At 64.5% G+C, this 14,174-nt stretch carries 15 protein-coding genes; 4 read left to right on the forward strand and 11 right to left on the reverse strand.

Going from position 1 to position 14,174, the window contains the following annotated elements:
- Positions 1–44: 44 nt before the first annotated feature.
- The 8 genes from EPL03_RS12415 to EPL03_RS12445 all read right to left on the reverse strand — a co-directional run bounded on the left by EPL03_RS12415 (position 45) and on the right by EPL03_RS12445 (position 6,315).
- The gene (locus EPL03_RS12415; protein WP_135829659.1) at positions 45–953 is read right to left on the reverse strand and encodes a hypothetical protein; all 909 of its coding nucleotides are present in this window, start codon (positions 951–953) and stop codon (positions 45–47) included.
- Between the two features lie 152 nt (positions 954–1,105).
- Positions 1,106–1,270, reverse strand: a complete 165-nt coding sequence (locus EPL03_RS20040) for an HVO_A0556 family zinc finger protein (protein WP_168216254.1) — start codon at positions 1,268–1,270, stop codon at positions 1,106–1,108.
- Positions 1,271–1,373: 103 nt separating this feature from the next.
- Positions 1,374–2,135 (reverse strand): hypothetical protein, encoded by a 762-nt coding sequence (locus tag EPL03_RS12420; protein ID WP_135829660.1) that lies wholly within the window; start codon positions 2,133–2,135, stop codon positions 1,374–1,376.
- A gap of 57 nt (positions 2,136–2,192) precedes the next feature.
- On the reverse strand, positions 2,193–3,002 hold the full coding sequence (locus EPL03_RS12425; protein WP_135829661.1) for a hypothetical protein: 810 nt from the start codon (positions 3,000–3,002) through the stop codon (positions 2,193–2,195).
- A complete protein-coding gene (locus EPL03_RS12430) occupies positions 2,999–3,910 on the reverse strand; it encodes an ABC transporter ATP-binding protein (RefSeq protein ID WP_135829662.1) in 912 nt (303 codons plus the stop codon). Before EPL03_RS12430 ends, EPL03_RS12425 begins: the two co-directional genes overlap by 4 nt.
- Positions 3,911–3,931: 21 nt before the next feature.
- Positions 3,932–5,011, reverse strand: coding sequence for a radical SAM protein (locus tag EPL03_RS12435; RefSeq protein WP_135829663.1), 1,080 nt, complete (start codon positions 5,009–5,011; stop codon positions 3,932–3,934).
- 46 nt (positions 5,012–5,057) lie between these two features.
- Positions 5,058–5,564: a hypothetical protein gene (locus EPL03_RS12440; RefSeq protein ID WP_135829664.1), complete on the reverse strand. Its 507-nt coding sequence runs from the start codon at positions 5,562–5,564 to the stop codon at positions 5,058–5,060.
- Between the two features lie 145 nt (positions 5,565–5,709).
- Complete coding sequence (locus EPL03_RS12445; protein WP_135829665.1) at positions 5,710–6,315, reverse strand: YIP1 family protein; 606 nt, start codon at positions 6,313–6,315, stop codon at positions 5,710–5,712.
- Between the two features lie 132 nt (positions 6,316–6,447).
- On the opposite strand from EPL03_RS12445, the gene EPL03_RS12450 reads away from it, so the two are divergent.
- The 4 genes from EPL03_RS12450 to EPL03_RS12465 all read left to right on the forward strand — a co-directional run bounded on the left by EPL03_RS12450 (position 6,448) and on the right by EPL03_RS12465 (position 10,318).
- Positions 6,448–7,677 carry a sugar phosphate nucleotidyltransferase gene (locus tag EPL03_RS12450; protein WP_135829666.1) on the forward strand — a complete coding sequence of 410 codons (1,230 nt, stop codon included), beginning with the start codon at positions 6,448–6,450 and terminating at the stop codon, positions 7,675–7,677.
- Positions 7,677–9,464 carry a glutamine--fructose-6-phosphate transaminase (isomerizing) gene (gene glmS / locus EPL03_RS12455; RefSeq protein ID WP_135829667.1) on the forward strand — a complete coding sequence of 596 codons (1,788 nt, stop codon included), beginning with the start codon at positions 7,677–7,679 and terminating at the stop codon, positions 9,462–9,464. Before EPL03_RS12450 ends, glmS begins: the two co-directional genes overlap by 1 nt.
- A gap of 130 nt (positions 9,465–9,594) precedes the next feature.
- Positions 9,595–9,906, forward strand: coding sequence for an AbrB/MazE/SpoVT family DNA-binding domain-containing protein (locus tag EPL03_RS12460; protein WP_135829668.1), 312 nt, complete (start codon positions 9,595–9,597; stop codon positions 9,904–9,906).
- A complete protein-coding gene (locus EPL03_RS12465) occupies positions 9,890–10,318 on the forward strand; it encodes a PIN domain-containing protein (protein ID WP_135829669.1) in 429 nt (142 codons plus the stop codon). Before EPL03_RS12460 ends, EPL03_RS12465 begins: the two co-directional genes overlap by 17 nt.
- Before the next feature lie 334 nt (positions 10,319–10,652).
- Here the strand turns inward: EPL03_RS12465 and EPL03_RS12475 are convergent, their stop codons facing one another.
- The 3 genes from EPL03_RS12475 to EPL03_RS12485 form a co-directional block, all read right to left on the reverse strand.
- The gene (locus EPL03_RS12475; protein WP_135829670.1) at positions 10,653–11,303 is read right to left on the reverse strand and encodes a hypothetical protein; all 651 of its coding nucleotides are present in this window, start codon (positions 11,301–11,303) and stop codon (positions 10,653–10,655) included.
- 7 nt (positions 11,304–11,310) lie between these two features.
- Positions 11,311–12,495 (reverse strand): DUF4330 family protein, encoded by a 1,185-nt coding sequence (locus EPL03_RS12480; protein ID WP_135829671.1) that lies wholly within the window; start codon positions 12,493–12,495, stop codon positions 11,311–11,313.
- A gap of 104 nt (positions 12,496–12,599) precedes the next feature.
- Positions 12,600–14,114, reverse strand: a complete 1,515-nt coding sequence (locus tag EPL03_RS12485) for a hypothetical protein (protein WP_135829672.1) — start codon at positions 14,112–14,114, stop codon at positions 12,600–12,602.
- Positions 14,115–14,174 lie beyond the last annotated feature (60 nt).

Below are 14,174 nucleotides of genomic sequence, written 5' to 3' on the forward strand. Positions count from 1 at the left end.
AACCCTTCGATGCGCGGTAGGGCGATTTCCGGCCGTGGAGCGCGCTACCGCACGCCGACGTAGGTCAGCGCCGCGAACGCGCCCCCCTCCAGGAAGCCCGCACCGTGGGCGAAGACGTTGGTGAACGCCCCGTCGGCCAGCGGGTCGGCCGGGAAGAGGCCATACACCAGCCAGACCAGCAACGCGAGCACGAGTCCGACGTACAGCAGGTCCTGCCCGACCCGGCGGTAGTGGGCGTCGGCGTACGTGGCCTCGTAGCCGCGCGCGAGGATGCCCGAGACCGACAGCGCGAGCCCGACCGCGACCGTCCCGCCTTCGAGGAGGCCGACCCGGGACGCGTATATCCAGCGGAGTTCGCCGACGAGGAGCGCCGTCGCGAACAGGCCGACGAGCGAGACCGTCTCGCGGGCGTAGGTCCGGCGGAGGTGGACCGCGACCGCAACGACCAGGAAGCCGCCGAAGCCCGCGACCACGCCCGAGAACCCCCGGGATATCGGCGACGTGTCCGGGAATCGCGCGGCAAGCAGCGCGTAACTGGTGAGATTGACGGTCACGGGCAGGACCACCAGGAGGACGGGGACGGTCCGCCGGAACCACGCCCGGCGGCCCGCGTGGAGGCAGACGAGGTAGGTCACGGCCGCCAGCGAGGCGTATCCGCCCAGGTTGCTGAGCAGGTGGGCCGGGCCGGCGTGGACGTACGCGGCGGTGAGCAGGTTGTCGAGTTGGGTCCGCCCGAGCGCGAGCGCGGCCAGCCCGTCCGAGGCTAGCGAGGCGACCGGAGCGAACGCGGCGTGGTCGAACGCCAGCCGGTCGTTGGTCGACGCCGGGAGGAGGAGGTGGACCGCGACGAGGAGGACGCCGACCGCCGCGACGCCCGCGAGGTCGGCGACGACCGCCGACCGGGGGTAGCCGAAGACCGTCCGGGAGTTGGCGGTCGAGGGCGGTTGACTCATGCGAGGCGCTTCGAGAGCGACCGTCAAAAGGTTCGCCCCCGAGACGACCCGCGGCGACGCCGCTACGGGTGGTTCGCGTCGGCCGGACGGCTCGCGTCCATCGGGGCTCCCGTCGCTGTCGGCCGAGGACGTCCGCCGGTCGGCCGTCGCGCCTACCAGACCCGAACCGCGGGCGTCCCGCAGTCCTCGCAGACCACCGCGTCGTCGCCCTTGAACGTCTCGCGTCTCAGCGTTCCCGCCTCGCACCAGGGACAGTCCTCACCGCCGAGCGCGACGAGCAGCGGTTCGCCCGCGTCATCGGATGATACGCGTTGCATCGTTCGGAAACGAACGGCAGCGGACCAAGAACGTGTCGATACAGGAACGGGAGCCGAGCGGTCCGACCCGGGCGTCCCGAGCCGAGTCGGGCGCGACCGCGAGTCACTCGGCGGTGTCGATCCTGAGCGCGTCGACGGTTCCGTCGTCGGTCAGCGAAACCAGGACGCCCTTCGTCCCGTCCGCGTCCCGGACCGCGACCTCGATCACTTCGTCACGCCGGGCTATCGCGTCGATTCCCCGATAATCGGTCACGGTGTCGTTCCAGATGGTACCCAGCTCCGACGCCGTGATTTCGTCCTTCAGGTCGGGGGTCAGCCGGTCGTGGATTCGGTCGAACCGCTCGTCCTCGAACTCGGTCAGAATCTCCTCGACGACCTGACGCTTCTCGTCGCCTACCGGTTCGGGCTCGTCGTCGTCGTCGGTGATGCTCAGCAGCGAGAACACCGAACTGACCTTCGAGAGTGCCTCCTGCTTGGCGACCAGCCCGGTGTCCGAGACCAGGTCGAGTACCGTCGTGTCCCGACCCCGGAGAATCCAGAACCCGGCCACGCTACCGTCGGGATGGAACTCCGTCTGGGTCTTGAACTTGCTTCCGTCGAGGTCGAAGTGGACGACGATCGCCCGCCTGTCCCCGTCGGTGGTGACGTCCGGGTCGGTGTCCGTCGCGACGATGCCGTCGAACTCGCCGTGTATCCCCGTGATTCGCTCCCACGCGTCGACGATATTCGGCTGGGACCTATCCGGGAAGTACTCGAGGTCGTCGTATCGCTCGTCGGCGAGCGACTCGGTGATGTCGATCGCACGCTTCTCCAGCACCTCGGTCGGTGTCGATTCTCGGTTCTCGACCGCGCTTTCTCGTGTCATTGTCTCGTTTGAATCGGTCGTCGGTGAACGCGTTCGGTACGGACGGTCGCACGCTCGTCATTCGGGCAGGATGCGTTCGACCGTGAAGTTGTTCGTCACCCAGTACAGGCACGAAATGACCGCCAGGATGGCGATGCCCAACGCTCCGCCGGAGAGATAGAGGACGTTCACTCCCGGCCAGATGTTAATCGTGAGTATCAGTATCACCCCGGGGATGATACCGAGCAGCGTGATCACGTCCTCCGCGCCCTGGAGCCGGTCACCGCCGATGCCCATCGAGTTGAGGATGACGACGACGTTGGCCCACAGCGCGAGCGGAATCGGAAGCAGAAAGCCGACTAGAGCGAGGTCGTTGACGTTGCTCGTGAGCAGGATGTCGTTGGCCAGCAGATACGCGAGCGGCCCGCCGATGCTGATAGCGGCGAAGACGACGACGTGCAGCCCCGTCAGCAACATCGTGGTCCCCAAAAGCGCCAGGAAGACGTCCTTCGGGCCGTACGGGGCGCTGAGCAGCAGTTCGAACTGTCCGCTGTCGACCAGCGCGGACGCGACGCGTTGCCCGACGCGGACGCCGAGGATGCCACCGAAGACGCCGAGGAGGTACGGCCCCTGGAGCAAGAACAGCGCCAGACCGAAGATGTCCCCGGTGACGTTCTCGACGTTCGTGAAGTACAGTTCGATCTGTCGCTCGACGGCCGCCCGCGTCGAGGGAGTGAGGGTCTCGGGCGACTGGGATGTGAGGATGGTTATCCCAACGAAGAACACGCCGAACCCGACCGGGACTAGAAACATCTTCCACCCGCGCGCTCGGAACCGCTGCCAGAGCAGCGCCTCCAGCAACCTGACGACCGGGCGCGTATCGCTCATGAGCGGAGCTCGACCTCCTCGTAGACGGATTCGACGGTGTTGTCCATCATGCGCACTTCCTTGACGTTGAGTCCGCGCTGCGTGAGTTCCATCGCCAGCTCGCCCGTGTCCTGGTCGGGGCGTTTGTCGACGACCCAGTACTGGCCGTCCCGTTGTGCGTCGTAGCCCAGTTCTTCGAGGACGTCTTGCGGGTCGCTGCTCGTCTTGACGCCGATTCGAGAGGTCGAGAGGTGGCGGTTGCGGACCTCCTCCATCGAACTGTCCAGCCCGATTCGTCCGTCCTGCATGATGACGAGACGGTCGGCGAGTTCGTCCGCCTCGGTCAGATTGTGCGTGGAGTACACCACGGTCCGCTCGTCCCCCAGCGTGCGCAGGTACGACCGGATGTCGCCCGCGATCATCGGGTCCAGACCGGTGGTCGCCTCGTCGAGGAAGAGTACGGACGGGTCCGAAAGCAGTGCCTGGCCGATGGACACGCGCTGGCCCTGCCCCCGACTGAGCTTGTTGCCGTTGCGATCGAGCAGGTCGGTGAACTCGAAGCGCTCGGCCAGCGTCTCGATGCGCTCGCCGACCTGCGCCGAGTCGAGGTCGTGTACTCGCCCCCAGAACTGGAGGTTCTGTCGAACCGTCATCGACGACTGCAGAACCGGACGGTGGGGCAGGTAGCTCACCGACCGCTTGACCGACGGGTCCCGATGGGGGTTCCGCCCGCCGATGGACACCTCGCCGCGGTCGGGTTCCAGAATCCCGGCTCCCACCCGGAACAGGGTCGTCTTCCCACACCCGTTGGGACCGAGAAGAACCGTAAAGCCGGTTTCCAGGTCGAGGTCGACGTCCGAGAGCACGTCGATGTCGCCGTAACCGGCCGTGACACTCGAAAAATCAATGCTCGTCTTCGATGTCTTCATGCGTTCGTCTCTCCGAAGATATCAACTTACAATTTTCGGTAAAGCACCGGGACCGACGTCGTCGGTGTCCTCGAGGGCGTCCATGATCTCTTCGCGCTTCTCGACGATGGCCTGTGCGTCCGTCTTGAAGCTGCCGTTCTGGATGAGCATGGTGCGGACGTCGTCGGTCTCCTCGCGGATGTACTCGAGGAACTCCTCCCGGTGGTTCCCGAGGAGGTCGTGACACGCGTGACAGATGCCGCTGTGGTGGTTGTCGACGCCGAGCTCCTCGAGCAACTGCTTGGGCCCGAGCTTGTGGATGAGCCAGTAGACGAGGTTCTGGCCCGACCGGTCGACGATTTCGGGGAGCGTCTCCTCGTCGAGCGAGCCGAGCGTCAGGTCCGGGACGTACCACTGCGCGTGGCCACAACACGCCTTCACGCTCCCGTCGGGATGGACCGAGACGGTGTTTATCACGTCTTTGCAACCCGCCAGCAGCGTGTCGGCGGGCTCCAGGTCGCTCACGTCCAGTTGCGCGCCGTGACCCAGCGGCGAGGCCTTGTCCTCGATCAGGACGAGCCGGTCGTCGAACTCCTCGGGCGGACAGTCGAACCGCTCGGACAGCAGTTCTTCCATCCGGGCCTTGTCGTACTCGGGGTCCTCGTGGCCGATGACGGTCGCGACCGAGAGGTTCTTGAGCCGGTCGGTCTCCATCCCGGCCTCGATCAGGTTGAGTATCGGCTCGGGGTCGGTGAAGTCGGTGTGGAAGTCGTCGTAGCTCGTGCTGATCTCGTCGAGGCCGGCGTCGAGCAGCTCTTCGAGGCCGTCGCGGGCGCGCTCGATGTCGTGGGCCCACCAGCTGTTCGTGACGATTCGCGTCATGTAGCCCAGTTCTTTCGCACGCGCGATGCCTTCGAGCAGCGTCTCCCAGTGGAGCGTGACCTCGCCACCGGTGAACACGATGACCTCGACGGACGGCATCGACTGGACCTGTTCGAAGACCTGGTCGAGGTACGAGTCGTCCATCTTGAACTTCGCTTCCGGGCTGCTCCCGACGCTACAGTGCCCACACGAGAAGTTGCACTTGTAATCGAGGAATACCGAAACTGTCTGTGGTTTCATGGTTACGATAATGATGGAATGGCGGTTTCGCTACGCGCGGTCGGGATTACGTCACGTCCTCGACCGAGACCTTGGTAACCGCCGCGACGGCGGCACCCGCGACGACCGCGACGCCAACGGCGGCGGCCGCAGCGCACACCGCCACGGCCGTACAGGCGACGTGGGGCATCTCGTCGGCCATCTCCCGACCGGCGTTGTACTGCATCTCCTCGTTCTGGTACCACGAGACGATCTCGAACATCGTCTCGGCCTGTTCCTCGGAGAGCGTGTATTCGTCGGACTGTTCGCGCAACGTCTCGAGTTCGGACTCGCTCAGGAACGGCAGGTGCTCCTGGGTCAGCAGCGAGCCCTGCAGGTCTCCCATGACCTCGTCACGCTCGTCTTCGGGGACGAGGTCGTACTCGTCGACCATCTCGGGGGAGACGACCCCGTCCATGTACAACATGGTGTTGGCCACGTCGATGAGGCCGGGGTCGAAGTCCGCCTGCAGGCTCTCGTCGTACGCTACGCTCTTGCTGTGATCGATCTCGGCCGCTGCTTTTACGGCGTCCATGCAGTTTACTCATTACGGTGGTAGTACTAAAATATTATGTTACCACAGTAGTATACTTGGGAGTAGAATACTTGTATGAACAGGTATGTGTCGGGCAACAGTCTCGGAGCCAGCGCGGGCGAGTCCGACGCCGACCGTCGAGTGACTACAGTACGAGGAACGCCTGAACCCCGAGGAGGGCGGCGAGTGGCCCGGCGACGAGGAGTGCCGCCTTCCGTTTCGTCACGTCGAGCGAGACCGCGGTCGCCGCACTCCAGAGGAGTCCGCTCCAGAGCAGGAACTCCAGGTGGACCAGATTCGCGGTCCTGACCCGGGGGTCGTTCTGAATCCGGGTGCCGGCTTGCTGGAGCGCTTCGACCGTCTGGGGCGACTGGAGGTCGTTGAGGACGAGGGCGGTCGCGACCAGCCCGACGACGCCGCTGATGGCGTACGGAATCATCCCGTACGCCGAGAGTTTGAGGAGTTTGGTGAACTGCCCGTCCATCGTCACGGCCAGGGAGACGACACGGATCGCGATCGCCATCCCGGCCCAGATGGCCAGGGGCACGACGAGCGAGACGATGGCCGTGAGGCCGTACGTGGCCACGCCAGCGGCTACCGGGACCTCCTTGAGCGACCACCACGTGCTGTAGAGGTCCGAGACGACGCCCGGAACGACGGCGACCAGCAGAAGTACCAGTACCGAGACGCGGGATTCGTCCCGATGTTCGAGAAACGACCAGGGGTCGAGGACGAACTCTGTGACGCCCATATTCCGTGTCTCTATCGCATTGGTAAATATCTACTGAACTATCGTAAAATCGCCGGCGGACGGTCCGAGCTCGACACCGCGTCGGATGGAGCAAGCCGAACGTTGATACCTCCGGTGACCGTTGCTGTACGCATGACCGTACGCGCCGCCGTCGTGCTGGCGGCCGGGGAAGGCACCCGGCTACGACCGCTGACGCGCAACAGACCCAAACCGATGCTCCCCGCCGCCGACCGCCCGATTCTCGAACACGTCTTCGACGCGCTCATCGCGGCCGGCATCGACCGCCTCCACGTGGTCGTCGGCTACAAGCGCGACCGCGTGCAGAACCACTTCGGGCCGACCTACCGGAACGTACCGGTCGACTACGTCCACCAGGACAAGCAACTCGGGAGCGGCCACGCCCTGCTCCAGGCCCGCGACGCGGTCGCCGACGAGGACGGCTTCCTCGTGGTCAACGGCGACCAGGTGGTCGAGCGCCGGATGGTCGCCGACGTGCTGGCGGCGTTCGAGGACGACGACGCCAGCGCCACGCTGGCGGTCACCGAGCAGGCCGACGTCTCCCACTACGGCGGCGTCGTGACCGAGGGCGACCGCGTGGTCGAACTGGTCGAGAAGCCCGACACCGACGACTACCGCCTGCTCAACGCCGGCGTGTACGCCTTCGACCAGACCATCTTCGACGCAATCGAGGAGACCCCGCGCGTGCGGGGCGAGCTCGCGCTGACCGACACGCTGGTCCGGCTCATCGACGCGAGCGCGGACGGCGAGGAGTCGGCCACACGGACCGCCGTTCGCGGCGTCACCACCGAGGGGCTGTGGGTCGACGCCACCTACCCGTGGGACCTGCTCGACGTCTCGCGGGAACTGCTGCTCAACGGCCGGGTGACCGAACCCGAGCGCGAGGCGTCGGTGTGGGTCGCCGACAGCGCGACCGTCCACGAGGACGCGACCCTGCAGGGGCCGGCCGTGGTCGGGCCCGACACCGAGGTCCGGCCGGGCGCGGTCGTGGGACCGTACGCCGCGCTCGGGCGCAACGTCACCGTGGGCGCGAACGCGGTGGTGACCGAGTCGGTGCTCGACACCGACGCCCGGGTCGGCCCGAGCGCCACGCTGGTCGACTGCGTGACCGGACAGGGGGTCTCGCTCGGGGCGGGGGCGACCGTCCCGGGCGGACCGGGCGACGTCCGGGTCGACGACCGCGTGTACGAGGACCAGCGGCTCGGCGCCGTACTGGCCGACCGCGTCTCGGCGGCGGGCGACGTGAGCTTCGCGCCCGGCGTGCTGGTCGGGCCGAGCGCGACCCTCCACGCGGGCGTGACCGTCTCGGAGAACGTCCGGGAGCACGCGGAGGTCGTCCGCTGATGTGTGGCATCATCGGCTGCGCGGGCCGGAGCGAGGACACCCTCGACGTGCTCCTCTCGGGACTGGAGGGCCTGGAGTACCGGGGGTACGACTCGGCTGGCGTCGCGCTCGCCAACGGCTCGCTCGACGTCTGCAAGAAGCAGGGCGAGATAGCGCGCCTCCAGCAGGCGGTCGGCGGCCTGCGGGGACCGGTCGGCATCGGGCACACGCGGTGGAGCACGCACGGGCCGCCGACCGACGCCAACGCCCACCCCCACACCGACTGCACCGGCGACGTCGCTGTCGTCCACAACGGCATCATCGAGAACTACGAGGAACTGAAGACCGAACTGCGAGAACGCGGCCACGAGTTCACCAGCGACACCGACTCGGAGGTCGTCCCCCACCTCGTCGAGGAACGACTGGCCGAGGGCGCGAGCTTCGAGGACGCGTTCCGCGCGGCGGTCGCCCGGCTGGAGGGCAGCTACGCGCTGGCCGCCGTGACGGCCGACTCCGAGGCGATACTCGCGACGCGCCACGACTCGCCGCTGGTGGTCGGCGTCGGCGACGACGCCGCGTATCTGGCCAGCGACGTGCCCGCGTTCCTCGAGTACACCGACCGCGTGGTGTACCTGGAGGACGGCGAGTTCGCCCGGCTGGAATCCGGCTCGTGGACCGTCACCGACGCCGAGGGCCGGCTGCTCGACAAGTCGATATCGCGGGTCGAGTGGGACGCCGAGGAGACCGCCAAGAGCGGCTACGACCACTACATGCTCAAGGAGATTCACGAGCAACCGCGCGCGCTCCGGAAGGCGCTCCGGGGCCGGGTCGACGAGATGACCGGGTCGGTCGACGTCGAATCGCTGGCCGGGCTGTCGCCGTCGTCGGTCCAGTTCGTGGCCTGTGGCACCAGCTACCACGCCGCGCTGTACGGCGCGCAGCTCCTCCGCGAGGAGGGCGTCCCAGCACAGGCGTTCCTCGCCAGCGAGTACGCCACCGCGCCCGCGCCGGTCGACGACGACGCGCTCGTGGTCGGCGTGACCCAGAGCGGCGAGACCGCCGACACCCTCTCGGCGCTCCGGGAGGCCCACCGCCGGGACGTCGAGACGCTGGCGATGACCAACGTCGTGGGCTCGACCGCCACCCGGGAGTGCGACCGAACGCTGTTGATCCGGGCCGGCCCGGAGATCGGCGTGGCCGCGACCAAGACGTTCTCCTCGCAGGTGGTGGCGTGCAATCTGCTCGCGTCGACGGTGGCCAGGGGCGAGGACGCCCGCGAGGTGGTCGGGGCGCTCCGGGACCTGCCGGGACAGGTCCAGGAGCTCCTGGACGACTCGCGCGCCGAGCAGGTGGCCGACCGGTTCGTCGACGGCGCGGGCTACTTCTTCATCGGTCGGGGCTATCATCATCCGGTGGCGCTGGAGGGGGCGCTCAAGCTGAAGGAGATTACGTACAAGCACGCCGAGGGGTTCCCGGCGGGCGAGTTGAAGCACGGCCCGCTCGCGCTCGTGACCGACGAGACCCCGGTGTTCGCGCTGGCGACGGGCGACGACGAGCAGGCGACCAAGACCGTCGGGAACGTCAAGGAGGTCGAGGCCCGGGACGCTCCCGTGGTGGCGGTGACCGACGGCGTCTCGGACGTGGGCCGGTACGCCGACGAGGTGCTGCGGGTGCCCGAGACCCATCCCCGGGTGGCTCCGGTGCTGGCGAACGTCCAGTTGCAACTGGTGGCGTATCACGTGGCGAACCGGCTGGGACGGAGTATCGACAAGCCCCGGAACCTGGCCAAGAGCGTGACGGTGGAGTAGTCGAGGGGTTTCGGCGGGAGCAAGTTCACTCTCGCGACCGGTCACCTCGGACGCGAGGTCCGCCGTTTGATCAGTTCATCCCACCGACGGCCTTTTGTATGAATAGATCGGAGTAATGACTAGAGATAGTATGAGTAAATCGGAGTCTGAAAAGGTGGTGTCCGTGTCCTCTCGCGGGCAGGCGACTATTCCGAAGGAGTTCCGGGAAGAGTTGGGAATCGAGACACCCGGACGCGTCAAGTTCGCTCGCACCGACGACGGGGAGATCGTGGTGCGCCCGATTCAGTCGGTCACGGATTTACGCGGGATCTTAGCTGGCGAAACTGACGAGCAGGGACGCTCGGCGGTCGAACGTCTTCGAGCGGAACGCGACGGTGACCAGAGCAGCGAGGAGACGTTGCGACGACGATACGCTGGTGACGAGAATGGCGACGGAAGCTGACCATCCCGAGGCGGTCGTCTTCGACGCCGAACCGCTCATTGCCTACTTCTGTGACGAGCCGGGAAGCGACACCGTCGAGACGTATCTCGATGCCGTCGAAGGGGCAACCACCGGGTTCATTTCGGCGATTAACCTCGCGGAGGTCCACTACGTCGTTCGGGCCATCGACGGCGAGGAGCGCGCGGACGCTATCGTCGACATACTCGAAGAAACCGGTATCCGACAGGTCGACACCGACGAAACGTGGACGCGCGCGGCCGACTTCAAGTTCGAGTATTCGCCAGCACTGGGCGACGCGTTCGCGCTCGCAACGGCGGCCCACGTCGACGGCGTGCTCCTCGCCGGTGCCGACGACGACTACGACGCCGTCGACGACGTTCCAATCACCCGGTTCCGAACGGAACCGGCGTAGAGCTATGACTTTCTGATCGGATCTGCGTGGAGGAGAAGGGATACGGCGTGCCCGGTCAACGACACGACGGAGGTGTACGGTCTGGGCGTCCGGGCGGGACTTGGACGGGACGTCGCTGACCGACTCGAAGCACTCTGGATCGAAAACCGATCAGAATCGTACTATCGAACGGGAGTTGCAGGAGAGTACCGGGCCGAACAGATTCACCGGCTCGCAACGACACTCCACGAGGAAATCGTCGAATTGACTCGGACGCAGGATTGCCTCTGCGAGTGAACTATCACCACATCGGAGTTAATCTACGGGGTCGTGGACTGCGTTCCGAGTTCGAGTCCTACCTTCGACCGTCATCGTCCGGCGACTCCCTGGAAGCGTCCCTGGGTGGCTCCGGCGGTTCGAGCGCGGACGCGAGTAATTGGACAGTTCTTGCGCGAGCGAGCGCGTCCCACGACGCCCGGACGCGCGTGGCGGCGAGCGCGCAGGCCAGCGCCACCGCGCGAGCGAGGAGTCCGGTCGGCGAGAGCGACCCCGTGACCGCGACGGCAAGCAGGTCGGTCAGGACGGCGGCGGTGACGACGACGCCGAGGGCTCGAATCGGCCCATTCCGAAGGGTCGAGACGGTTCTGTCGAACGCGTTACGGGTGTCGGCGTTCGACCACCAGCGTTGGATGCTCGGGACGACGCGGTCCAGAATCGCAATGAACGGTCCGACCGTATACGTCTCGCGGAGGTCGATGACGACCACCTCCGGGTCGGGTTCCTTCGTGAGCCAGCGGTACAGGAACGACTCGCGGGTCCAGGTGACGAGCAGTCCCAGCAGATACGCGAGCGTCGAGTTTGTGGCTGCGGTGGCGGCTCCGGTGCTCGCTCGTCGGTAGAGTCGAGCGACCGACGAGGATTCGAGCCAGCGGCTCAGGTCCCGCAGGTCGCGGGCGACCGCGACGACGACCGAGGTGTCGGTGGGCGTGGAGTCGCGTTCTGGCATGTCGGTATTATGGCCGTGTCTGCTGGAGGTCGACGACCTGGCCCCGGACGGTAAGCGAGTCGAGGTCGAGCACGAGGTCGTCACCCATCCGAAGCTGGCGACCGTGGAAGTGCAGGCCTGCGTCGGTCCGCCGGGCGTCGAGTTCGACGGTGAGCGTCACGTTCTGCTTGCGCGGGTGTTCGCGCTCGTGGATGGTCCCGCTCTCGCTTTTGAGGACGACCGTGGCGTTCTCGACGTGCTTGTCGGTGACGCGAGCGCGGACGCCGTCGCTCCCTCGCTCGGTCATCCCGGACTCGATGGCGTCGGCGACTGCGGGCGTGGCGTTGGCGAGTTCGACCGTCGCGGTCACGGTCGTCGATTCGCCGGGAAGGTCGTGGCTGCCGCGATGGACCACTTCGGTCTCGATGGCGTAGTCGTCGGTCCGGAACGGGACCGAGTCGCCGATTCGGAGCGACCGGCCGAGGAACTGCTCGTGGCCGGTCGTCCGGAGCGTGTCGAGGGTCAGTCCGAGGGTGACCAGTTTGCGGTTCTGGTTCTGGCTGACCAGTGTGCGGTTCTGGTTCTGGCTGACCAGTGTGCGGTTCTGGTTCTGGCTGGGGTAGAACTCGACGGACTCGACGGTGGCGACGGTCTCGCCGGCGACAGTATAGGTGTCGTTCGCCCGGATGGCGCTGGCTTTCTCGGCGGTCATTGCGGTGCGAACGGCGACCTCGGCGGTATCGCGGGCGAGCGAGGCGTTTTCGTCGGAGACTTCGTGGACGGTCCCGTTGACTGCGTACTCGGACGTGGCGATTGGGAGTGCTCGGCCGGGGGTGACCGGCGCGTCGGCGAAGGTGAACTCGGAGGCGTTCTCGCGCTCGACGAGTTGCCCGTCGAGTCGTACTTGGGTCCAGACGCGGACGCCGTCGTCCGTGGGCGTCCGGTAGACGTCGGTTATCGCGAGGTCGGCGTTCGGGGTCGTGTCGTTCTCCGTGACCCGGTCGGCGACGTAGCCCGGGTGCGTTCCGAGGTCGAGCGTGGCGTAGCGAGTCGCGTTTTCGGGGGTTGCTTCGGTGGGAGTGTCGCCGCTGTCGCTGGACTGGAGGACGAACGCCGCGCCCGCTGCGACGACCGCGAGGACGAGTAGGACGACGAGCGCGTCGATGATATTGATGGTGCCGAAGAGGTGGCCCTTGTCGTCGATCAGATTCATAGGTGCGTGACTCCGTCTACTTGGTTCGGCTGTAGGCGATAGAAGGCTAAACAGTTGTGTTTCGTATCGTGTTGGGGAGACTATATAAGGAGTGAGAAGTACACCTATGAAACGCGGTCCTGAGCCTCTTTCAATCCTTCTTTCAATAGGAAGAATGGAATACTGGTCCGGGATTTCTGTTTGAGTTTTCGTTCTAAACTATCGCGGAGGCTCTCGGCCGGGTTGATAGGCTCGCTAAGGCATTCGGGCCAGAGTTCCTCGATGAGCAAGCGACAAGCTTCGTACTGCGGTGGGCTTCGCTTTGATTTGGGAATTGATAACATGGAGAACGTCAAGGCTCTATTCGAGAATGGTGGACAGAACTCGGCAGCGAGGTCGATCTCCTGAGCAGCGCGTGCCCCCCACGTGCTCATCTTCTGCTCCCAGTAATAGAGGTCGAGCAAGTCGATCCCTGCGTTCTTTGCAAACGGTTGGCTATCACGTAACCATCCTTTAATCTGATTTCTACTGTAGGTCGTGTTCGGTAGGGACGATAATCTAAGGAGAAGTCTTGTGGATTGGTTCTCGAAAGGATGGCCGTAAAACGATTCGAATATCTCTGCGCCGACTCCAGTAGCGATAACCGAATCTTCCTGTGTGCCTTGATTAAAATGATACTGGACGTTTCTGAGAGTCGAGTTGGTTCGTGGCATAAGGAAAACCTCGTTTAGGGCTTCTCGAAAGTCCGTTGAGATATTGTTTGTTTCGATTACGTCAACCGATAGTCCGAGGTCCGACGCCAGACGTTTCGGTATCGTAGTGTCGTAATCCGGCACCTCCGGACGATCGAAGACGACGTACCTCACGTCGTCGCGGATCGGTCTGGACGCGGCGATTAGCATTCGTGAATCCAGTCCACCGGAAACCCAAATCGTAAGATCGTACCTGTTGTTTAGCGCCTCCAAGGTACCGCGAAGAAGTGTACTTGCTTGCTGAATCGGCGAGTCTCCCCCTAGAAGAGGGAGTCCATATGGAATACGTTTCGACTCTAGTTTTTTATGGTCGAGATAATGATTTGCGAGAACTCGACTGAATCGTTCGTCCCTAGTTGCGGTGCCGATCATCGTCTCCGTCTTGGAACAAAACTCCCTGACTTCGGGGCTCATCGAATGCGCTACGTCTAACCAGTCGAGTGCCAGTCGGAGATTCGAAGTTACGACGGGTGTAGAATCTATCGTTCCATAGAAGACCGGTCGAAGAGCACACGCATCAGGGAGAACGATCTGTTCCGTTTCGTTTTTATAAACCAAAACGTACCGGCCAGAAAGCTGCTGGACGAACTCGAACAGTTCCTCTTTAGAACTGCAGTTCTTTGTGAGTCTGTCGAGAACGTCTTGATTGGACTCCGTCGGAGTTTTGGGGTCAACGGCGTAACCGAGTAGTATTGCCGAAATCGTACTGTCTGTAGCTGATGTTACTTCTAACGAGGGCGAAGAATGAATCGTATACTTTGAGGACCAATCTGTTTGATTCCACATCTCGAACTCACTCTGAGTCGTTTTTCGAGATGGGATGATGAGGTACTGGTTTCTGAATCGAGTTTTGAAGCCACAAGATTCTGAATCGGGTTTTGAAGCCACAAGATTAGTAAACCTAGTATATTATAAATTTCTGTTGAAGTAGCAGAGTCACAGTATGTA

Source organism: Halorussus halobius (genome assembly GCF_004765805.1).
Lineage (GTDB): Archaea > Halobacteriota > Halobacteria > Halobacteriales > Haladaptataceae > Halorussus > Halorussus halobius.

Excerpts from the sequence above, each read along its gene's own strand:
- EPL03_RS12465 (WP_135829669.1), top strand. The coding sequence starts at position 9,890 with ATGGCGACGGAAGCTGACCATCCCGAGGCGGTCGTCTTCGACGCCGAA.
- EPL03_RS12450 (WP_135829666.1), top strand. The coding sequence starts at position 6,448 with ATGACCGTACGCGCCGCCGTCGTGCTGGCGGCCGGGGAAGGCACCCGG.
- EPL03_RS12425 (WP_135829661.1), bottom strand. The coding sequence starts at position 3,002 with ATGAGCGATACGCGCCCGGTCGTCAGGTTGCTGGAGGCGCTGCTCTGG.
- EPL03_RS12415 (WP_135829659.1), bottom strand. The coding sequence starts at position 953 with ATGAGTCAACCGCCCTCGACCGCCAACTCCCGGACGGTCTTCGGCTAC.
- glmS (WP_135829667.1), top strand. The coding sequence starts at position 7,677 with ATGTGTGGCATCATCGGCTGCGCGGGCCGGAGCGAGGACACCCTCGAC.
- EPL03_RS12445 (WP_135829665.1), bottom strand. The coding sequence starts at position 6,315 with ATGGGCGTCACAGAGTTCGTCCTCGACCCCTGGTCGTTTCTCGAACAT.
- EPL03_RS12475 (WP_135829670.1), bottom strand. The coding sequence starts at position 11,303 with ATGCCAGAACGCGACTCCACGCCCACCGACACCTCGGTCGTCGTCGCG.
- EPL03_RS20040 (WP_168216254.1), bottom strand. The coding sequence starts at position 1,270 with ATGCAACGCGTATCATCCGATGACGCGGGCGAACCGCTGCTCGTCGCG.
- EPL03_RS12420 (WP_135829660.1), bottom strand. The coding sequence starts at position 2,135 with ATGACACGAGAAAGCGCGGTCGAGAACCGAGAATCGACACCGACCGAG.
- EPL03_RS12460 (WP_135829668.1), top strand. The coding sequence starts at position 9,595 with ATGAGTAAATCGGAGTCTGAAAAGGTGGTGTCCGTGTCCTCTCGCGGG.
- EPL03_RS12480 (WP_135829671.1), bottom strand. The coding sequence starts at position 12,495 with ATGAATCTGATCGACGACAAGGGCCACCTCTTCGGCACCATCAATATC.
- EPL03_RS12435 (WP_135829663.1), bottom strand. The coding sequence starts at position 5,011 with ATGAAACCACAGACAGTTTCGGTATTCCTCGATTACAAGTGCAACTTC.
- EPL03_RS12430 (WP_135829662.1), bottom strand. The coding sequence starts at position 3,910 with ATGAAGACATCGAAGACGAGCATTGATTTTTCGAGTGTCACGGCCGGT.
- EPL03_RS12440 (WP_135829664.1), bottom strand. The coding sequence starts at position 5,564 with ATGGACGCCGTAAAAGCAGCGGCCGAGATCGATCACAGCAAGAGCGTA.